General features: G+C 38.7%; 19 protein-coding genes and 1 pseudogene. 8 read left to right on the plus strand and 12 right to left on the minus strand.

Annotated features, from left to right (window positions below; translation table 11 throughout):
• Positions 1 to 61: 61 nt before the first annotated feature.
• Together DQN58_RS06690 and DQN58_RS06695 are read right to left on the minus strand one after the other, a co-directional pair.
• Complete coding sequence (locus DQN58_RS06690; RefSeq protein WP_032997852.1) at positions 62 to 544, minus strand: hypothetical protein; 483 nt, start codon at positions 542 to 544, stop codon at positions 62 to 64.
• Positions 545 to 572: 28 nt separating this feature from the next.
• Entirely contained in the window at positions 573 to 1664 is a 1092-nt protein-coding gene (locus DQN58_RS06695) for an IS1595 family transposase (protein ID WP_006717993.1), read from the minus strand.
• Positions 1665 to 1913: 249 nt separating this feature from the next.
• Between DQN58_RS06695 and DQN58_RS09870 the strand changes: the two genes are divergently transcribed.
• Positions 1914 to 2090: a hypothetical protein gene (locus DQN58_RS09870; RefSeq protein WP_006717994.1), complete on the plus strand. Its 177-nt coding sequence runs from the start codon at positions 1914 to 1916 to the stop codon at positions 2088 to 2090.
• Between the two features lie 86 nt (positions 2091 to 2176).
• On the opposite strand, the gene DQN58_RS06700 is transcribed toward DQN58_RS09870, so the two are convergent.
• The 4 genes from DQN58_RS06700 to DQN58_RS06715 all read right to left on the minus strand — a co-directional run bounded on the left by DQN58_RS06700 (position 2177) and on the right by DQN58_RS06715 (position 6902).
• Complete coding sequence (locus DQN58_RS06700; protein WP_006717995.1) at positions 2177 to 2965, minus strand: hypothetical protein; 789 nt, start codon at positions 2963 to 2965, stop codon at positions 2177 to 2179.
• Positions 2946 to 4376, minus strand: a complete 1431-nt coding sequence (locus tag DQN58_RS06705; RefSeq protein ID WP_155811785.1) for a restriction endonuclease subunit S — start codon at positions 4374 to 4376, stop codon at positions 2946 to 2948. Before DQN58_RS06705 ends, DQN58_RS06700 begins: the two co-directional genes overlap by 20 nt.
• 29 nt (positions 4377 to 4405) lie before the next feature.
• The gene (locus tag DQN58_RS06710) at positions 4406 to 6427 is read right to left on the minus strand and encodes an N-6 DNA methylase (RefSeq protein WP_006717999.1); all 2022 of its coding nucleotides are present in this window, start codon (positions 6425 to 6427) and stop codon (positions 4406 to 4408) included.
• Between the two features lie 139 nt (positions 6428 to 6566).
• On the minus strand, positions 6567 to 6902 hold the full coding sequence (locus DQN58_RS06715; RefSeq protein WP_006718001.1) for a helix-turn-helix domain-containing protein: 336 nt from the start codon (positions 6900 to 6902) through the stop codon (positions 6567 to 6569).
• 105 nt (positions 6903 to 7007) lie between these two features.
• Between DQN58_RS06715 and DQN58_RS06720 the strand changes: the two genes are divergently transcribed.
• Positions 7008 to 8042 carry an IS1595 family transposase gene (locus DQN58_RS06720; RefSeq protein ID WP_032997854.1) on the plus strand — a complete coding sequence of 345 codons (1035 nt, stop codon included), beginning with the start codon at positions 7008 to 7010 and terminating at the stop codon, positions 8040 to 8042.
• Positions 8042 to 8479 carry a hypothetical protein gene (locus DQN58_RS06725; RefSeq protein WP_006718004.1) on the plus strand — a complete coding sequence of 146 codons (438 nt, stop codon included), beginning with the start codon at positions 8042 to 8044 and terminating at the stop codon, positions 8477 to 8479. The genes DQN58_RS06720 and DQN58_RS06725 overlap by 1 nt, the downstream gene beginning before the upstream one ends.
• Positions 8480 to 8507: 28 nt before the next feature.
• Here the strand turns inward: DQN58_RS06725 and DQN58_RS06730 are convergent, their stop codons facing one another.
• Together DQN58_RS06730 and DQN58_RS06735 are read right to left on the minus strand one after the other, a co-directional pair.
• Positions 8508 to 9005, minus strand: coding sequence for a hypothetical protein (locus DQN58_RS06730; protein WP_032997855.1), 498 nt, complete (start codon positions 9003 to 9005; stop codon positions 8508 to 8510).
• An 83-nt stretch (positions 9006 to 9088) separates the two neighbouring features.
• Positions 9089 to 9211: pseudogene (locus DQN58_RS06735) on the minus strand (FMN-dependent NADH-azoreductase); the annotation flags it as partial.
• Between the two features lie 202 nt (positions 9212 to 9413).
• On the opposite strand from DQN58_RS06735, the gene sohB reads away from it, so the two are divergent.
• Positions 9414 to 10472: a protease SohB gene (sohB, locus tag DQN58_RS06740; RefSeq protein ID WP_006718010.1), complete on the plus strand. Its 1059-nt coding sequence runs from the start codon at positions 9414 to 9416 to the stop codon at positions 10470 to 10472.
• 59 nt (positions 10473 to 10531) lie between these two features.
• Here the strand turns inward: sohB and DQN58_RS06745 are convergent, their stop codons facing one another.
• Positions 10532 to 11407 carry a fructosamine kinase family protein gene (locus tag DQN58_RS06745; protein ID WP_006718012.1) on the minus strand — a complete coding sequence of 292 codons (876 nt, stop codon included), beginning with the start codon at positions 11405 to 11407 and terminating at the stop codon, positions 10532 to 10534.
• 239 nt (positions 11408 to 11646) lie between these two features.
• Between DQN58_RS06745 and thrS the strand changes: the two genes are divergently transcribed.
• Complete coding sequence (gene thrS, locus DQN58_RS06755) at positions 11647 to 13578, plus strand: threonine--tRNA ligase (protein WP_006718014.1); 1932 nt, start codon at positions 11647 to 11649, stop codon at positions 13576 to 13578.
• Between the two features lie 104 nt (positions 13579 to 13682).
• Here thrS and DQN58_RS06760 read toward each other — a convergent pair whose 3' ends face one another.
• Positions 13683 to 14462: a ferredoxin--NADP reductase gene (locus DQN58_RS06760; RefSeq protein ID WP_006718016.1), complete on the minus strand. Its 780-nt coding sequence runs from the start codon at positions 14460 to 14462 to the stop codon at positions 13683 to 13685.
• A gap of 349 nt (positions 14463 to 14811) precedes the next feature.
• On the opposite strand from DQN58_RS06760, the gene infC reads away from it, so the two are divergent.
• The 3 genes from infC to rplT all read left to right on the plus strand — a co-directional run bounded on the left by infC (position 14812) and on the right by rplT (position 16123).
• The gene (gene infC, locus DQN58_RS06765; protein WP_442542257.1) at positions 14812 to 15309 is read left to right on the plus strand and encodes a translation initiation factor IF-3; all 498 of its coding nucleotides are present in this window, start codon (positions 14812 to 14814) and stop codon (positions 15307 to 15309) included.
• A 207-nt stretch (positions 15310 to 15516) separates the two neighbouring features.
• Positions 15517 to 15714: a 50S ribosomal protein L35 gene (gene rpmI / locus DQN58_RS06770; RefSeq protein WP_005542274.1), complete on the plus strand. Its 198-nt coding sequence runs from the start codon at positions 15517 to 15519 to the stop codon at positions 15712 to 15714.
• Positions 15715 to 15769: 55 nt separating this feature from the next.
• Complete coding sequence (gene rplT, locus DQN58_RS06775; RefSeq protein WP_005596075.1) at positions 15770 to 16123, plus strand: 50S ribosomal protein L20; 354 nt, start codon at positions 15770 to 15772, stop codon at positions 16121 to 16123.
• A gap of 388 nt (positions 16124 to 16511) precedes the next feature.
• On the opposite strand, the gene dxs is transcribed toward rplT, so the two are convergent.
• Positions 16512 to 18368: a 1-deoxy-D-xylulose-5-phosphate synthase gene (gene dxs / locus DQN58_RS06780; RefSeq protein WP_006718085.1), complete on the minus strand. Its 1857-nt coding sequence runs from the start codon at positions 18366 to 18368 to the stop codon at positions 16512 to 16514.
• Positions 18369 to 18451: 83 nt separating this feature from the next.
• The gene (gene ispA / locus DQN58_RS06785; RefSeq protein ID WP_006718086.1) at positions 18452 to 19342 is read right to left on the minus strand and encodes a (2E,6E)-farnesyl diphosphate synthase; all 891 of its coding nucleotides are present in this window, start codon (positions 19340 to 19342) and stop codon (positions 18452 to 18454) included.
• Positions 19343 to 19348: the final 6 nt, after the last annotated feature.

Consider the following 19348-nt stretch of genomic DNA (forward strand, 5'->3'; position numbering starts at 1 on the left):
TTTCGATAAGGGCATTGTTTTTACTATGAGTGTATTTTACAGAATTCTACTCATTTTTCCATTACTCGCTTTTCGGTTTTCTTCTAAACAATTTTTCACGTTGCTCCTCTAATAGCATTTGTTCCATTATCGTAGGATAGGCTTGCTCGCAAAGTGTAATATATTCGGGTTGGGTAAGGTGTTCCCTAATTTTAGTCGGACAACGTAGATAGATTTTATCTTCTGCAAAACTACTAATAATAGAAAGCATCTGATAAGGTTTCCCATCTTCGGTTTCAAACACTTCATCGGTAAATTGCATTTCAAATATTGCCACGACTGCCTGATTATTAGCGATTTCATAGGCTCCATAAAATATCAATGGATTACGGGGTAAAGTACTGACTTCTTTCGCAAGGTCTCGCAAATTGTGATAGAACAACAGATAGTCATCATCTTTTACGTTTGAATACATCTGAGCCAGTTCTCGCATAAAAGTTTTGAATGTTTCATAGTCCATCTTTTTTAAATCCACGTTAAGTGGCGTGTGTGTCATGGTTTCCATCATTGCTCCTTGTGTTGCTTTAAATTGTTTAGGCTACGGCTAAATATTGGTTATCGTTTGAGGCTTCCAAGCACAAACTTTCCAATCCGAATTTTGCCGTAGGTTTCTTATTTCCCTGCCAGTAACCCGTTAAATCTCGCGAAGGTCTGGCTTTCAAACAGCGTTTTAGCACGTTGTCGAATTTGTCTTTATCTGACTGGTAACGAAAATCCTCACGCCATGCGGCTTCATTGGCGTAGTGCATCATATAGTTATTTCCCATCTTATGATAAACGCCCATAATCATTCTTCTAAATCGGGCAAAGAAGGATTCAGCTAGGTTATTGGTGATGCCGTCAATCGAACAATATTCTTGGGAATGATTTACGCGCCATAAATCATAATGAAACGCCAAACCATCATAAGCAGGGTTTTCATCAGCACAAATTGTAGATTTGGGTACGACTAAGCGATGTGTTAAAGCAAATATATCATCAGCATTTTCCTCTTTAACTAACGCAACGAGTGTGCGGTCAGCTCCTTTTATTATTTCCTGATTTGCGGCTTGTTGGCGGAAAACCACAACGCAAGATTTATCTTTACGTTGATGGCATTTCTTGCGTCTATCAATTCGGCGGTGTTTAAAATTCTTTGGGCGAATGTAATGGTTCACATAACAGCCGTCGATATGAACGATACCTGTTAGCGGTGTAAAGTCTTGTGTCTTTTCAATTGCTTCACGAAGTTTATGCAGTAACGCCCATGAGGTTTTATATTGCACATTAAGGTAATGGGAAAGCTCAATCGCGGAAATGCCTTTGCTTTTAATCGCAAAATAGTAAATGGCTTCCAATAACTTTTTTAGGGAAAGTTTGGCATTCTGAAAAATCGTTCCGCTTTTAATTGAAAAGCGATACTGGCAATGTTTGCACTGCCATTGCTTACGAGAAGAAATAAAATAGGCTTTATGCTCAATCTGACAACGAGGACATTGAACAGTATGAAAACAATGAGAATTTCCCCAACGAGCATTTTTAAGAAGAATGAGTATTTCGGTATCAGATAAATCGTAAACAGCGAACGCAGAGAGATTGCGAAGTGCAGAAAGTAAAAGTGGTGGTGTTTTCTTGTTGTTTTTCATTTTTTTGTTCAACGTGCATAATCAACTCTCAACTTATTGTTTTTTTTAGTCAATAAGTCATGTTTCTCTTGTTAAATTGGTTGAACAAAAAATATAAAAATGGGAAATTTCCCGAAAAAGCAAACGAGAAGATTTGCTTAAAAGTCTGAATATTCTAGTTCAAAATTTACTCAGTTTGCAATAAAAAGATGCCCTTTAAAGCTCTTATCGCCATCACTATAACAGCAAGAATATTGATTAATTAAGGTTATGCGCCATGTGAATTTTCTTGTGTTGCAAAGTGTTAGCCAAACGTGGGAAATGAAAAATCGCCCACTTGAGAATCTCAAATCGGCTCAAGGCGTTTGGGTTTTGAATACCTATGAACACCACAAGGAAATCGTGGTAGAAATCAATAAACCGAAAGGTATAATGCTTGCCAGTTAGCCGAGTAATTGGCTTAGTGATTTACTGGGGCTTACTAAAAGTATTGAGCAAGACTATTATAAATGTATTCACACAACAATCTTATATTAAAGTCCAATAACTAATTGTCTCATTACTCTATACGCTGCTTCGTAAACTTTATTTGTATCTTTATCAGGGGCAATTTCCCCGTGAAATAAAGCATTCCTTAAATTATAAATTATTTCTAAAGTAGCTTTATAAATTAAATCTTCATTATCAACAAACTGATATTCTCCAATCTTTAAATAAGGTTCAGATTTTGTTAATAATGAAATCTTTTTTCTTGGATTAGCTTCTTCAAAAATTCCATTGATCTTACGTTTCTGAGAATCACTTAAATATTTAAATCTTTTGTCATGATTAAAATGCGCTAAATCATACTCGTTGTGAGTGTAGCATAATAAAGTTTTACTTGAATTTTTCACTGTAACAGTGACTCTTTTTATACCAACTCTTTCTAATTCAATATGAACGTAATATGAAATATTTCTATTAGAATAGTTTTGTGTTAAATTGCTTTTGTCTAGCTCCACCATGAATTCTTCAAAATATAGTCTATCTCCGCCATATACTATATGATTATTTAATAAACAATAATGGAAGTGGGCGAGATTATTTTTAAAGTACGAGCTATCTTCATTATTTCCATTTAGTAAACTTAAAAATCTCTTCCTAAATAAGCATTGTGGAGATGATTTTATTTCATTAATGGCTTCTCTATCTGTTTTTAAGTTAGGATAAGAATTTTTATACCAAGCATTAAATGAAATCCAACTTTTAACAAAATATGTGAAGTAATCTATATCAGATAATGACTTCCATTTTTCTATATTATCAGTGTACATTGCAGTCATTAGTTTGTTTTCCTTTTATAAAATCTAAAGCTGATTCTTGATCTTTTTCAATTGCTAACTCAACAGCTTTCTTAGCTTTTTCTAACAATCCTTTACTCTTAATACGTAAGTAATTAGATTGTCGGATTAAATCGGCGATTTGGGTTTGGATATTTGCATCAACTAAAGGTAAGGGAATGTTCAAAAATTCGTCTTTATTGATAGCCGTCAAAATTGTACCTGAGCAACCTTGTTTTAAAAGCTGCTGTATAGACTCGGATTTAAACAATATCAGCAAAGTTTCCGAATTAATTTTTTCAGACGACACCACATAAAAGCCAGTTGAACATAACGCCTGATGGTATTGTTCCGAGACGATGGCACAACTGGCAAGCGAGCCTTCAACACTTGAAACAATCACGTCGTTTTTACTGACTTTCCGTCTTGCCCTGCTTGGCAAATTGCATCCTAAATCCAAGCTTGCCCCTGTAATTTCCCCTAAATTTCCAATATTGGATAATTCAATATATTGGTATGTCTGATTATCTTTAGGCGTGTAATTCGCATCCTTCAATTTACAAGCCGTTCTTATCGGTTCGCAACCGTACGGATAAGCCTGAATCTTTTTCAGGTAACCTTCATACTTTTCCTGATAAAACTCCGCATCCAGCCTACCCGATCTACCAAAACTGTCGGAAAAGGATTTAACATTGACTGCTTGAGCGGGCGGATTAAAATCTTTTAAGCCTAAATGGTCTAAAAGCAAGTTTTGGGCTGCTTGGTACGTCTCTTTGGATTTTTGCAGTTTTTCAAATGCTGACGAAACAAGGGATTCAATTTCATCTTGAAATTCTGACGAGACTATTGGGATTTTTATTTTTCTAATACGCTCTATTGATAGTTTTGGTTGAGCAGTTCCTACTTTATTTCTTTCAATGTAATTTTGACCAAATTTGCTTTCTAAAAAAGAAAACAAATATTCGGGCTTAATTTTTTTAGTAATTAAGCGAACAGCATTTTCTGTTAAATTACAAATATCCAAATTAAATTTTACTATACCTATATCTCCAATAGAGTTTCCAACAATAGTCATCAATACATCATTATATTCTGTTTGATAAGCTTTTATTTCTCTATGAGTCAATAGTGAAATAGTTGGAGAGTTAGTGTAATCAACAAAACCATTTTTTATATCTTCTGCCCGTATATATGGTATTCCGCTTTTATTATTTAGAAAATCATGTCCTTCTGGCAATCGCTTCCCACCTTTTACGACAATAATATTTTTAGCTTCTTCAAAACCAAGTCTCGCAATTATTTTTTCTTCTTCTAAATAGATTTTTTTAAAGAACTCTGCATCAATACGGTAAGTAAAGTTATCTTCCAAAACTTCAGAGTAATTCAACACTTTTACTTCCAGCCCCTCCAACAATCGCTGATATTTCGCAACATCAAAGGGGCTTAGGACTTTCCCACAAAAGACAATTTTTCTTTTTTAGCAAATTCTAAAAAGGCTTCAGCTATCCCATCTTGAGTTTTGCCGTCGTGGTTAAACAGGTCGTGCTTAACGATTAAATGCCCGTGACTATCCAGCACGGGTGAACCATTTTCATTACGGACAAAGATTTTATCGCCGCTGTTGTCTTTACTCGGTTCTTGCATGGTAGCAAAGAAAATTGGATAGTCCTCCACTTTTGGACAAAGAGTGTCATGCCATTTTTGTACGAATAAAACGCTGGTTTTGGTGCCAGTATGTGGTTTAAATACGTTCCCATGCAAACCAACTACTGCAAGGATACGACAACGTTCTGCAATAAATTCGCGAATGGCTTTGTCAGAGCTGTTATTGAAACGTCCTTGCGGTAATACTATCGCCATGCGTCCGCCGTCTTTTAAAAAGTCCAAATTGCGTTCGATAAAAAGAATATCGCGTCCGACTTTAGTTTGCGTTTTGCCGTTCGGTTTCTTGCCTAATTCATATTTAGCTAAAATACGGCTTTCTTTTATATCGCCAGCAAATGGAGGATTAGCCATTAAAATATCGAACTTGAAATCCCTATTACTTTCATTACTTACTCGAAGCTGTCTAATTTTTTTCCAGCCTTCACCATAAGTATCTAGCCATTCTGTATCTCCTACAATTTCTTTTTTTGTATTACCTGTTTTTTCATCCCAACGTTCCCAATCTAAAGTATTTAGATGGAGAACATTCGTCTGTCCATCACCAGCAATGAGATTTAACGTTCTTGCAACACGTACTGCTTTTTCATCAAAATCTATTGCAAAGACTTTAGTGGTTACATAATCTGTACACTCAATAGGTTTTTCTTTACTGGTAAATAAATGGCTCTTATGTAATCCTTCCTCTTTAAGGATTTGTTCCCATACATGGAAAATGGTATGTACAGGGAAGCCACAACTACCAGATGCAGTATCAATTATGCTTTCATCCTTTGTAGGATTAAGCATTTTTACACACATATCAATGATATAACGAGGAGTAAAATACTGTCCTTTCTCGCCCTTGCTTGATTTACTTATTAGATATTCGAAAGCTTCATCGACTACATCTAAGTTAGAATTGAATAATTTCACATCTTGAAGTGATGACACACAAACCGATAAATGTGATGGCGTAAGTTGAATTTTTGCATCTTTAGAAAATACACCTTCCCATTTTTCATTCGCTTTTTTAAATAAAGATTGAATTTTATTTTTTAATTCAATTTCTGTATTACCATTATTTCTGAACTCTAAATATCGTTTTTCATTTCTTCCACTTTGCATTTCATCATAAAGTTTTGTGAAGATAAGTTTAAATACTTCTTCGAATACATCTATTCCTGCATTCGCTAGAACTTCATCCTCCATTTCTAGAATAAGATCTTTTAAAGATTTTCTTTCATTTACCAATTTATCATGTTTAATTAGGTCATGAATAGTATATTTTTCATTCAATATATCTGATAATTTTTCATTCACGTTAGGAATGTTAGATATATCTTCAAAATAGTTTGGATCTTTACGATGATAGAATGAAATAGATTCACCATTAGTCCAAACTCCCATAGGTGAACCCGTGGCATTACAATAAGATTTTAATTGCTCTTTACCATCTTTTATTTTTGGTTTTTTAAGTTCTACTATAATATAGGCTGATGTAATGTTATCTTTATCCCATATAATAATATCTGCACGTTTCTCTTCTCTACCAAAATTTACTGCACTTTCCACGCTTATTCTATCTATTGGATAACGGTATTTATTAATAAGAGTAGATAAATATAGCTGTCTAATAACCTCTTCAGGAGTTAGTTTGATTTCTTTTTTTCGGATAAGACAAGTGACAAAATAGACTGTTTTTTCTTTTTGTTCTTTTAAAATTATTTTTTCTTCTAATTCCCTAATTTGATCTTGCGTAAATTGGGTTAATTTATATTGACTATCTTTAAGGATGGTTTCTAATTTAATAGTGTTAGTCATTAGAAACCTCTCATAAGTTTTGAAAGGTTGGTATAATTAGGCTTGTAGGCTTGTAGGCTTGTAGGCTTGTAGGCTTGTAGGCTTGTAGGCTTGTAGGGACATTTTTTGTTCCTTATTGAGTTAATATCAAGTTAAATATTTATTGTTTATTGGAAATTTCTTTGAAAGAAATTGAGAAAGCATCTTTTAGGTTTTCAGGCATTGAGCGGTAGTCTGCAATCAATTTTTCTTCTTGTGCTGAAATCGAACTTTCTTGAGTTGCTGCTTGAAACATTGATCCATTTCCTGTGAGCAGCCAAGTTATACTGATTTCTAACCCCTTATGAATTTTCACTAGAGCATCTACATTTGGATCGCGTCCCTCATTCAAGTAATTCATTGCCGAACGATATGAGATTCCCGTTACATTAGAAAATTCAGTAACGGTCATATTTTTGGCTTCTAAGATCTGCTTTAAACGTTCAGATATGCACATTGTTTCATATTCCTATTGTAAAAAGTGAATGAATGTGATATATTGTACACAAACAATATGAATGATGTTTCATATTTTAGTTTAAGTAAGGTGTGATCTCAATATATGCCTCAACATTTTTCCCTTTCATGTAAGTCACGCAAGTTTTCGCCTGTCAAGATGGCACAGCTATCTGATAGCGAAGCGCGGACATTGCTATGCCAAATTCGTTGGGGGAGTGAGGAGAATGTGGTATGTCCGAAATGTAGCGTACAACATATTGCTTATCGCATTGCCAGTCGCCATCAATGGCGGTGTAAACATTGTCATCATACCTTTAGCGTCACATCAGGCACGATTTTTGCCGACCGTAAGTTATCTATTCAGACCTACCTTTACGCGATAGCCTTATTTGTTAATGCCGCTAAAGGCTTGTCTGCTTGCCAACTCTCGCGTGATTTGAATGTTCAGTACAAAACAGCTTTTACGCTTGCTCACAAAATCCGTGAAAGTTTACAAATTCAGAAACAGTTATTTCCGCTTTCAGGTGAAATCCATATTGACGGCACTTATGTTCATTCTGCTTCACGTCCTAAAAATAAGAAAAGTGAACGCGTGGACAGACGGTTGAAAGAAAATGCCAATCCTAATAAACGGTCAATTTTGGTGATGCGAAGCCGTTATACCGAAGAAGAAACCGTAGAAAACCCGTATTTAGTGGGCGCAAAGAAAACTTTAACCTTTCCGATTTTATCGGAAAATAGCCAAGTCGTGAATAAACTGGCAACAAGCTATATCAAGGCAGGCAGTCGTATTCATGCAGACGAAAATTCAGCTTATGACGAATTGATGATTCACTACGATTTACGCCGTGTGAACCATCAAAAAGAATACCGTAGCGATGAAGGTATAACAAACAACCTTGCAGAAAGCTATTTCAGTCGCTTTAAGCGTATGATTATTGGCACACATCATAAAATCAGCAATAAGTATCTTGATAACTATGCCAACGAATGTGCTTATCGAGAAGATAATCGCCGCGTGGATAATTTAAGCCTATTTAACAGCACGCTTGAGCAATGTCTTGCTACCGACAATACAACAGACTGGCAAGGCTATTGGCAGGGTAATCATAGACAAGCAGAAAGGTTAATAATGTAATGGGAAATAAAATCTACTTTAGCCAAATTCAGGCAAAAATCGATCGCTTGCAACGTGAACGAACACAGGTGCTAGAGCATCTCGAATTAGTCGAAAGAAAAATCCAAAAGCTCAACGATGCCCTTGAAGTGATGGAAGGTGAAGCTTTAACCGATGAATATGATACAGAGGTTTATTCATATCGAACCTACAAACATAGATTCCGTGGAAAATTAAGACCAATGGTCTTAGCGGTACTCAAAGCCCAACCCGACCATTATTTCACGGTCAATGAAATTACTGAGATTGTCTTAATAAAAGACAGACAAAACCCTATCGTTCGTCCGAAGCATACGGTTTCGGTGCGTGGTGCGTTAAAACATTGGCTGACAAAAGGTGTCGTAGAACGACTAGAAAGAGGCGTGACTGATGTCAAATGGCGACTAAAACAAAAATAGCGGTATTTCTACCGCTACTTATCCATTTTTACTCAAGAGGTTTTAATCGCCATTCAGAACGTCTGAAAAATCCTCGCTTTATTGTCCGTTTATGTAATTCAACTTCTCTCCGTTCAATAATTCCTTTCTTATACAGTTCTTTCAATACGCGAGCAACGGCTAATTCATGCTCTCTTTTAGGTGAAAAATAATCTTTGCCACTATCTAATGCCAAAGCCTCATTTGCAATCGAGTATAATGTTTTCCAACGTTCACTTTGCTTTAATACCCTTGCGACCAACAATTGAAGATTTTGTTTAAACAAACGAGGTTTTATTAGCCTTGACGCATTAAATTGTGTTTTGATTTGCCTTAAATCGAAATTGGGTTCGAGGTACATCAAAGTATTCTCAAAACAGAGTATTTTATCTTCTAAATCTGATTTCTGTTGTTCTAACTGAGTAAGCTGATGTTCAAGAATTGCTTTTTCTTTATAGCTGCTTTCAATTAATTTGCTAAATTGAGAAATAAGGTGGGATTCCGCCATAATAAAAATCTCCATTGAGTTAAACTTTCAATGGAGATTTTAGTATTTTCAATCGGTTAGGTCTTTGTGCAACTGCTACATAATACCGCAAGATCACGGATAACCACATTTTTGCCGGCAAGTTTGCTGACGAAATAATCGGATAATTGGTTGGTTTGTGAATTGTCTGTCAGAATGCTGGATTTTAAGACAAGAACATTGTTCATGTTATTTCCTTTTTGAAATCATTAAGTGAAAAGTGCGGTCATTTTAACGGGTATTTAAGAAAGATAAATAGGACTTTTTGAAAAGCATTATTAATGTTGGGTTAATAATCCTTTATTTTTCAGCTGGCCGCGAAGGTGGCATTGAGATAAGCGATACTTTATAATCCTCGACCTTATTTATTCTTACTAAGGAACAATTATTATGTGGTCTGATATTTTTGTCGGTTATGGCGTGTTTATTTTAGAAGTGATCACCTTGTTATTGGTGGTTGCGGCAGTGGTTGCCATGATCATTGCTATGAAACAAAAAAAAGCGCATTTACACGGTGAATTGGTGATTACCGATTTATCAAAAGAATTTGAGGAAAACAGCAAAATATTGAGCAACTTTCACCTCAGCGAAGATGAATTAAAAGAAGCGGAAAAAGCAGAGAAAAAGGCAGAAAAGGCGAAAGCAAAAGCCTTAAAAGCACAACGTAAAAAAGGTGAAGATACGGAATCCGAACGTAAACCAAGCCTTTATGTATTACATTTTAAAGGCGATATTTCTGCTTCAGAAACAGCGGCATTGCGGGAAGAAATCAGCGCCATTGTTCAGGTGGCGAAGCCAAATGATGAAGTGTTACTGTGCTTGGAAAGCCCCGGCGGTGTGGTTCATGGTTATGGGTTAGCCGCATCGCAATTAATGCGTTTGAAACAGCATAATATCAAGTTGACGGTTGCTGTGGATAAAGTGGCAGCAAGCGGTGGTTATATGATGGCCTGCGTTGCCGATAAAATTGTATCCGCGCCTTTTGCGATTATTGGCTCTATTGGGGTCGTTGCTCAGATTCCAAACATTCATCGTTTATTGAAAAAACATGATGTAGACGTGGATGTAATGACAGCAGGTGAATACAAACGTACCGTGACCATGTTGGGTGAAAATACCGAAAAAGGAAAACAAAAATTCCAACAAGAGTTAGAAGAAACCCACCAATTATTCAAACAATTTGTTTCGCAAAATCGACCGCACTTGGATGTAGAGCAAGTGGCAACCGGTGAGCACTGGTTTGGTCAACAGGCATTAAATTTGAATCTCGTGGATGAGATTATGACCAGCGATGATTTATTGCTACAAGCGATGAAAGAAAAACAACTTATTGGCGTGAAATATGTGGTGAAAAAATCGTTGCTACAGAAAGTAGGAAAGCAAGCAGAGGAGAGTGTTGATAATATCGCGTTGCGTTGGCTGAAGAAAAATGAGAGAACGCTGATGTAAGGTTGTGTCATACAAACAATAAGAAAGGGCATAGAGCCCTTTCTTTTTTTGTGTCGCCTTTAGCGATTTTCGTAACGTTGTAACACATCATGTACAAGCTTATTGGCAAGTGCCACATAGTTGCCATGGAAACGGCTACTGAAATTAAGCAGATGATAAAGCTGATAAATGATTTTCCGCTCTTGATAACCTTCATCTAACGGGAAAGTGCGGTGGTAATTTTCATAGAATTCATGTGGGAACGGCTCGAATAATTCGGTAAAGGCCAAATCACATTCCCGATCGCCCCAATAGCATGCCGGATCATAAGTCACGGTATGCCCATCAATATTCGCACAGTTTTCAATCCATAAGTTGCCGTGTAAGAGCGATGGTTTAGGTTGATGTTTGGCTAACAAGGTTGCTACGGCTTTTATGATTTCTTCTTTATCACCGAAATACAGATTCTTTTCCGCACAGAGCTGTAATTGCCAACCAATGCGTTGTTCACTGAAGAATGTTGCCCAACGAGAACCCCATTCATTCGGTTGATATTGCGGCCCGAGCCAGGTATCAAAAGATAAACCGTAATTTTCCGAACCTTGATATTGGTGTAGCCGAGCCAATTGGTTACCAAATTCCGCCATATTTTGTGGCGTATTAGGCTGCATTGCTAATCCTTCTAACAACAGAAAACTATGATTTTGCGAACAACCGACGCCATAGACTTCCGGCACACGAACGGTATTGGTTTTTGCCAGCATGATTAACTGATCCGCTTCGGCACGGAACATGGAGCGGTAGGACTTTTCATTCATTTTTACAAAGACAGGCTGAATGCCGTCATCAATGATCCAAGATTCATGCATTTCGCCGGTGTGAATTTTGGTTTTATTTTTGATGGAATAATACGCCCCGAATTGATCAGCTAAAACTTGAGAAATCGACTTCCACATACTCTGTTCCTTCTTTTCAGTTAATCATGTTTCTAGTGTAAAAGATTAAGAAAAAATTACTGTGACTCAAGTCAAAATTTAGGCATTTGGTTGTCATCCTAAAATATGCTAGAATTGCGCGCCGCACTTGGCTTGTCCGTTTGTAAGGATGATAAAAGTGCGGTGCTTTTTTAAAACGTTTTTTAACTAAATGAAACAAGCCACCTTGCGTATGGGTGACCACTGTATAAGGATGCATTATGCCAGTTATTACTTTACCTGACGGTTCACAACGTCAATTCGATAAACCTGTTACTGTATTAGAAGTTGCGCAAAATATTGGCGCAGGCCTTGCCAAAGCGACCATTGCCGGTCGTGTCAACGGCGAACGTAAAGATGCCTGTGATCTGATTACCGAAGATAGCACATTAGAAATTATTACTGCCAAAGACGAAGATGGTTTAGAAATTATTCGTCACTCCACAGCACATTTACTCGGTCATGCGATTAAACAATTATTCCCGGATGTCAAAATGGCCATCGGCCCGACGATTGACAACGGTTTCTATTATGACGTGGATTTAGACCGCTCTTTAACCCAAGAAGATATTGATGCCCTTGAAAAACGCATGTTGGAATTGGCCAAAACCAATTACGATGTGATTAAAACGCCGGTCAGTTGGCAAGAAGCAAGAGATACGTTTGAAAAACGTGGCGAGCCGTACAAAATGGCGATCCTAGATGAAAACATCGAACGTACTGCAACGCCTGCGCTTTATCATCATCAAGAATATATTGATATGTGTCGTGGCCCGCATGTGCCGAATATGCGTTTTTGCCATCATTTCAAATTACAAAAAATTGCCGGTGCCTACTGGCGCGGTGACAGCAAAAATAAAATGTTGCAACGTATTTACGGCACGGCGTGGGCAGATAAAAAACAACTGGATGCCTATTTGCAACGCTTGGAAGAAGCAGCAAAACGTGACCACCGTAAAATCGGTAAAGCGTTAGATTTATATCACATGCAAGAAGAAGCACCGGGCATGGTGTTCTGGCACAACGACGGTTGGACGATTTTCCGCGAATTGGAAACCTTCGTACGTACCAAATTAAAACAATACGATTATCAAGAAGTAAAAGGCCCGTTCATGATGGATCGCGTATTGTGGGAAAAAACCGGTCACTGGCAAAACTACGGCGATTTGATGTTTACCACACAATCGGAAAACCGCGAATACGCTATCAAACCGATGAACTGCCCAGGACACGTTCAAATCTTTAACCAAGGTTTGAAATCTTATCGTGATTTACCAATCCGTATGGCGGAATTCGGTTCTTGCCACCGTAATGAGCCTTCCGGTTCCTTACACGGTTTAATGCGTGTACGCGGTTTCACCCAAGACGATGCCCATATTTTCTGTACTGAAGATCAAATTGAAAGCGAAGTGACGAGCTGTATCCGCATGGTTTACGATATTTACAGCACCTTTGGCTTTACTAATATCTTCGTTAAACTTTCAACCCGTCCGGAAAAACGTATCGGTGCCGATGAGATGTGGGATCGCGCGGAGGAAGGTTTAGCCAACGCGTTGAAACACAATGGCCTTGAATATGAAATTCAAGAAGGCGAAGGCGCGTTCTACGGCCCGAAAATTGAGTTTGCTTTACGCGACTGTTTAGATCGTGAATGGCAGTGCGGTACTATCCAATTAGACTTTGCACTACCGGGTCGTTTAAATGCGTCTTATGTGGCGGAAGACAACGATCGCCGTACACCGGTTATGATTCACCGTGCGATTTTAGGTTCGATTGAACGTTTCATCGGTATCATCACCGAAGAATATGCAGGTTTCTTCCCGGCATGGTTGGCGCCAACGCAAGCGGTTGTGATGAACATCACCGATTCTCAATCTGAGTATGTACAACAGGTTGCGAAACAGTTATCTGATGCAGGTTTACGCGTGAAAACCGATTTACGTAACGAAAAAGTCGGTTTCAAAATCCGCGAACATACTTTACGCCGCGTGCCTTATATGCTGGTTTGTGGTGATAAGGAAATCGAAGCCGGCAAAGTGGCAGTGCGTACCCGTAAAGGTCAAGATCTCGGCACATTCACGGTGGAAGAATTCTTAGAGATTCTGAAAAAACAAGTGAGAAATCGTGACTTGAAATTGTTGGGTGAAGAGTAGTAACTCAAGGAATTTAATAAAAGAGGACAGAATATAACCAGTCCTCTTTTATAAAGAAGATAAGAGACAGAATTTGCAATAAAAAACGACCGCACTTTTAACGCTTAAAAGGCGTTTTCCATCATAATTTCACCGTCTTTATGTACCCGATGAAGTGCGAAGCCTTTGGCTTTTAATTTCTCGTAACTTTCTTTTACCATATTCGGGTTGCCACAAATTAAGAAACGGGTATCGGCTTTAGTAAAGGTGATATTTAACGCGTTTTCTAGTTCGCTGTTTTCTAATAATTGCGGAATTCTTTGGTTTAATGCGCCGGCAATTTTCTCTCGGGTAATGACCGGTTGATAGATGAATTTGTTGGCATATTTTCCCACAATAGCGTGGTCTTTTAAGTCGGCTAAATACTGTTCAAATACCAAATCATCTACATAAGAAACGGAATGCACTAAGACGACTTTATCGGCTTTTTGCCATAATGTTTCGTTTTCTAACATTGACAAAAACGGCGCAATGCCTGAACCGGTGGCGAGTAAAACAAGTTCTTTCCCCTGAGGAATACGGCTAACGGTAAAGAACCCGATAGGTTTTTTCTCTAATAATAAGCTGTCGCCTGCTTGCATTTGGTTAAAATGCCCTGACATGATGCCGTCTTCAATGAGGATGGCGTAAAAATCCAGATGATCCGTATTTTCGGCAGAAATCATGGAGTAGGCACGGGAAATGTATTCATCTCCTTGCATAAACCCTAATTTGGCAAACTGACCGGCAATAAAATCAAAGTCCTTTGGGCGAGTGATACTGAAAGAAAGTAGCTTGGGTGTGTGTTTTTTAACCCAACGCACTTTCTGTTCGGTAAAAGAATATTCTTTTTTGTGCTCGTTCATAAATAGCTCCTGATTCCTGAATTAAAAAATAAAAGTAAAACGGCAAAAGCGCCAATCGTTAGGTAGGTGATATTTTATACGACTTGGACAAATCTTGTTATGCTTTTTCGGAGTAGGTAATTGATTGTCGTAAAAGGTTTTAAAATCAATTTTCCTCAGCATTCGACTATTGCTTAACAAGGTAAAATTCTGTAGAATACGCCCCGTTTTTGCTCATTATTAGAGCAATTAAATATGAATCTAACTTCTGTTCTTGGCAACAAGAACAATAGTTTTTTGACTTAATTAATAGAGGAATATCATTATTAAAACCGTAAAAAAAGCACCTGCAGTAAATCGCCCGAATCGTATTAATGACGAAATTAGAGTAAAAGAAGTCCGCTTGATTGATCAGGACGGGGAGCAAGTTGGGGTTGTTGCGATTCAACAAGCATTAGAAATGGCGGAAGCCGCAGCTTTAGATCTTGTAGAAATCAGTCCAAATGCGGAACCACCTGTGTGTCGTATTATGAACTACGGTAAATTCCTCTACGAAAAGAGCAAAACAGCTAAAGAGCAGAAGAAAAAACAAAAAGTGGTGCAAGTGAAGGAAATTAAATTCCGTCCGGGCACAGATGAAGGTGACTACCAAGTTAAGTTACGTAGCCTAATCCGCTTTTTGGAAGATGGCGATAAAGCCAAGATTACTGTACGTTTCCGCGGTCGTGAAATGGCTCACCAAGACATCGGTTTTGATGTATTGGAGCGTGTGAAAAATGATTTAGCCGATATTTCTGTGGTTGAATCTGCGCCGGGGAAATTAGAAGGTCGCCAAGCAGTTATGGTGTTGGCACCTAAGAAAAAATAATTTTTTGTTCAGATTTCATCTGGATAACGGAATTTTCACTTCGGTGAAGATACAACGGTACATTGGGCACACTACGCAGCCTAATGACGTTTGAAAAGGGCAATTTGATTGCCTTGGTTGGAAATAATCAGTGCCTACAAGTAATCGCCTTAAAACGATTCGCCTGGTTATGTTGTTTAAACTTAAAAAATGCGGAGTTATTTAACAATGCCTAAAATTAAAACAGTACGCGGTGCTGCTAAGCGTTTCAAAAAAACTGCTTCTGGTGGTTTCAAGCGTAAACAATCTCACTTACGTCATATTTTGACTAAGAAAACAACAAAACGTAAACGTCACCTACGCCATAAATCCATGGTTGCTAAGTCCGACTTAGTATTAGTAGTAGCGTGCTTGCCATACGCATAAGCACAAACGTACGTCAGTTCATTTTAGTTAAAAATATTACATAGGAGATTAAATAATGGCTCGTGTAAAACGTGGTGTTATTGCAAGAGCACGCCATAAGAAAGTTCTTAAGGCTGCTAAAGGTTATTATGGTGCACGTTCACGCGTGTATCGCGTTGCTTTCCAAGCGGTGATCAAAGCTGGTCAATACGCATATCGTGACCGCCGTCAACGTAAACGTCAATTCCGTCAATTATGGATTGCACGTATCAACGCAGCGGCTCGTCAAAATGGTTTATCTTACAGCAAATTCATCAATGGTTTGAAAAAAGCGTCTGTTGAAATCGACCGTAAGATCCTTGCTGATATCGCAGTATTCGACAAAGTGGCATTTGCTGCATTAGTTGAAAAAGCAAAATCTGCACTTTAATTCGTTAAAGTTTAGGTAAAAAATTAGGACGCTTTAGGGCGTCCTTTTTTATGCGTATTTTTTAGATTTTATTGTTTTCGGCGTAATAGAAATAGAATCAGATTTTAATTCACTCTTTTAAAACTCACCTAAAATAGACCGCACTTTTTCCTTTTTCCAAAAAAGAAAAAACCGCTATCCAATTTCTGAATAGCGGGGAGGTCTTAAATATAAGAAAACTTTAAAAGACAACTGCATTTGCAGTGCACTAGCAATTGTTAAGACTAGGTATCTTTAAAATAGTTCAAATAAAAAAGAAAAATTTATTTTATTTTTTAGAAAATGAGATGAATCGCAAAAAGAAAAACGACAGATGCTGAATCACCTGTCGTTTTTTATGGCTGTAGGATTATTTCTCAGCAAGAAAATCCACGATTTGTTGTTCAATCCCAGCGGCATCTAATTTTAAATCAGTCAGCGTTTCTGCTTGCGATCCTTGAGGGATAAAGAAATCCGGTAAACCTAATTGCAATAATTTCACCTGGTGTTGATGCTGATTCAATACTTCCGCCACCGCACTTCCTGCGCCGCCTTGAATCGCATTTTCTTCTAATGTCACAAGGAGTTCATGGCTGTTGGCAATCTCGTTAATACGGGTGACATCCAACGGTTTTACAAAACGCATATCAATCACGGTTGCATCCAGTTTTTCCGCGGCAATCAAGGCATTTGGTAAAAGCGTACCAAAATTTAAAATGGCTACTTTTTTACCTTCACGAATATGCTTTGATTTACCCAATTCCAATGGTTGTAAAGGTTCTAAGGTGACACCCATGGCATTTCCGCGTGGATAACGCACGGCAGCAGGCTTACCGTAATGATAGCCGGTATAAAGCATTTGGCGGCATTCATTTTCATTGCTTGGCGTCATGATGATAAGGTTTGGAATACAGCGCATGAAACTGATATCGAATGCACCTTGGTGAGTTTGTCCATCTGCGCCGACAATGCCTGCACGGTCAATGGCGAAGAGAACCGGCAGATCTTGAATGGCGACATCATGAATGAGTTGGTCATAAGCACGTTGCAAGAAAGTTGAATAAATAGCAACCACAGGCTTGTATCCACCAATCGCCAAACCGGCTGCAAATGTCACTGCGTGTTGTTCAGCAATCGCCACATCAAAATACTGTTGAGGGAAACGTTGAGAAAATTCCACCATGCCGGAACCTTCGCGCATTGCCGGGGTGATCCCGATAAGTTTTGGATCTCGTTCTGCCATTTCACACAACCAATCGCCGAAAATTTTGGAATAGGTTGGGGTGGCATTAGATTTAGGTAACTGACCGCTTAAATGGTCGAATTTTGGGACGCCATGGAAACCGATAGGATCGTTTTCTGCCGGTGTATAGCCTTTGCCTTTCTTGGTTTTTATGTGAAGTAATTGAGGGCCTTTTAGATCGCGCATATTGCTCAATGTCGCGATTAATTCATCAATATTGTGCCCGTCGATAGGGCCAATATAGTTGAAACCCAACTCTTCAAATAAGGTACTTTCCGGTGAGAACATCACGCCTTTCATGTGTTCTTCGGTTTTTTTCATAAAGTTTTTCACCGTCGGCACTTTATCGAGAATTTTTTTGCTACCGTCACGCACGGTAGAGTAGAACGAACCGGAGAAAATTCGGGCAAGATGGTTGTTTAATGCGCCGACATTTTCCGAAATAGACATTTCGTTATCATTTAAAATCACCAACATATTGGTGTGCAACGCGCCGGCATGATTTAATGCCTCAAATGCCATACCTGCCGTAATGGCGCCGTCACCGATGACACAAACCGTTTGTCTTCCGGCATTTTCTCGTTCTGCGGCAATGGCAATGCCTAACCCTGCGCTGATCGATGTAGAGGAGTGCCCTACGCTTAACACATCAAATTCGCTTTCACCACGCCAAGGGAAGGGATGTAACCCGCCTTTTTGGCGAATGGTGGACATTTGGTCACGACGACCGGTTAAGATTTTATGAGGATAGGCTTGATGACCCACATCCCAAATTAACTGATCGAAAGGCGTTTTAAAGACATAATGCAGCGCAACGGTCAGTTCCACTGTGCCTAAACCGGAAGCTAAATGTCCGCTACTTTGACTCACCGATTCTAGCAAATATTCGCGTAGCTCTCGACACACTTGAGGGAGTTGTTCTTTGTTTAACAAGCGTAAATCTTCAGGCGAATTAATCAATGATAAAAGGGGGTAGTTTTGCATAAGGGTTAATCAATTCCAACGTTAAAATTTATATATCACAACGCTAAAAACAGCGCTAATTTCCACCGCGCTTTGGGGGCGCATTAGTTTTTTCGTTTAATGATAAATTCCGCCAACGCATAAAGTGCGGTGGTATCAAAAGGTAAATCTTTGAGTTCGGCTAATGCCATTTCGTAAAGCTCTTGGGCTTTTTGTTTGGCACCTTCCAGCCCCAATAATTTCGGATACGTGCTTTTATCTGCTGTTAAATCGGAGCCGACTGTTTTGCCGATGGTTTCGCTATCGCCTTCAATGTCTAAAATATCATCTTGCACTTGGAAGGCGAGGCCAATTGCCGTGGCGTAGCGTTCCAACTGTTGTGCTAAAGCCTTCTCTGCAAAATGAGGCGAGCAAATAAAGCCCATCATGAGCGCTGCAGTGAGCAAGGCACCGGTTTTATTTAAATGGATGTGTTCTAATTCTTGCAGGCTGATGACTTTGTGTTCTGATATTAAATCCAGACTTTGTCCCAAACACATGCCCTTGACACCGGAGGCGGCACTTAAGGTTTTAATGAGTGCCAGTTTTTGTTCCGCCGATAGCGTTGGAATATCCGTTAAAATCTCAAAGGCAAAGGCTTGCAACGCATCACCGGCTAAAATTGCGGTGGCTTCGTCAAACGCAATGTGACAAGTTTTGTGGCCACGACGTAATTCGTCGTCGTCCATGGCAGGCAAATCATCATGAATCAATGAATAAGCATGAATGGCTTCAATGGCGGCTGCCGCATAATCAAGCTGCGCTAAATCGGCGCCGAGCATTCTGCCGGTGGCATAAACTAAAAAGGGGCGAATGCGTTTTCCACCCAACAATAAGCCATATTTCATGGCGTCAGCTAAAGGCGCGGGCGCGCTATCAAGGTGGGCAAATTGCTCTGCTAAAAAGTGATTAATTCGCTGCTGAACGTGCTGTAAATCTTCTGAGAACTGATACATTACCGC

The organism is Aggregatibacter segnis ATCC 33393, from assembly GCF_900476035.1.
GTDB classification, from domain to species: Bacteria; Pseudomonadota; Gammaproteobacteria; order Enterobacterales; family Pasteurellaceae; genus Aggregatibacter; species Aggregatibacter segnis.

What these genes read in the sequence shown, in the direction of transcription:
- DQN58_RS09870 (WP_006717994.1), top strand. Translation starts at nt 1,914, where the DNA reads ATGCGCCATGTGAATTTTCTTGTGTTGCAAAGTGTTAGCCAAACGTGG.
- sohB (WP_006718010.1), top strand. Translation starts at nt 9,414, where the DNA reads ATGTGGTCTGATATTTTTGTCGGTTATGGCGTGTTTATTTTAGAAGTG.
- DQN58_RS06715 (WP_006718001.1), bottom strand. Translation starts at nt 6,902, where the DNA reads ATGTGCATATCTGAACGTTTAAAGCAGATCTTAGAAGCCAAAAATATG.
- DQN58_RS06695 (WP_006717993.1), bottom strand. Translation starts at nt 1,664, where the DNA reads ATGAAAAACAACAAGAAAACACCACCACTTTTACTTTCTGCACTTCGC.
- DQN58_RS06690 (WP_032997852.1), bottom strand. Translation starts at nt 544, where the DNA reads ATGGAAACCATGACACACACGCCACTTAACGTGGATTTAAAAAAGATG.
- ispA (WP_006718086.1), bottom strand. Translation starts at nt 19,342, where the DNA reads ATGTATCAGTTCTCAGAAGATTTACAGCACGTTCAGCAGCGAATTAAT.
- DQN58_RS06730 (WP_032997855.1), bottom strand. Translation starts at nt 9,005, where the DNA reads ATGGCGGAATCCCACCTTATTTCTCAATTTAGCAAATTAATTGAAAGC.
- DQN58_RS06700 (WP_006717995.1), bottom strand. Translation starts at nt 2,965, where the DNA reads ATGACTGCAATGTACACTGATAATATAGAAAAATGGAAGTCATTATCT.
- DQN58_RS06760 (WP_006718016.1), bottom strand. Translation starts at nt 14,462, where the DNA reads ATGAACGAGCACAAAAAAGAATATTCTTTTACCGAACAGAAAGTGCGT.
- DQN58_RS06710 (WP_006717999.1), bottom strand. Translation starts at nt 6,427, where the DNA reads ATGACTAACACTATTAAATTAGAAACCATCCTTAAAGATAGTCAATAT.
- DQN58_RS06745 (WP_006718012.1), bottom strand. Translation starts at nt 11,407, where the DNA reads ATGTGGAAGTCGATTTCTCAAGTTTTAGCTGATCAATTCGGGGCGTAT.
- dxs (WP_006718085.1), bottom strand. Translation starts at nt 18,368, where the DNA reads ATGCAAAACTACCCCCTTTTATCATTGATTAATTCGCCTGAAGATTTA.
- rpmI (WP_005542274.1), top strand. Translation starts at nt 15,517, where the DNA reads ATGCCTAAAATTAAAACAGTACGCGGTGCTGCTAAGCGTTTCAAAAAA.
- DQN58_RS06725 (WP_006718004.1), top strand. Translation starts at nt 8,042, where the DNA reads ATGGGAAATAAAATCTACTTTAGCCAAATTCAGGCAAAAATCGATCGC.
- thrS (WP_006718014.1), top strand. Translation starts at nt 11,647, where the DNA reads ATGCCAGTTATTACTTTACCTGACGGTTCACAACGTCAATTCGATAAA.
- rplT (WP_005596075.1), top strand. Translation starts at nt 15,770, where the DNA reads ATGGCTCGTGTAAAACGTGGTGTTATTGCAAGAGCACGCCATAAGAAA.
- DQN58_RS06720 (WP_032997854.1), top strand. Translation starts at nt 7,008, where the DNA reads ATGCCTCAACATTTTTCCCTTTCATGTAAGTCACGCAAGTTTTCGCCT.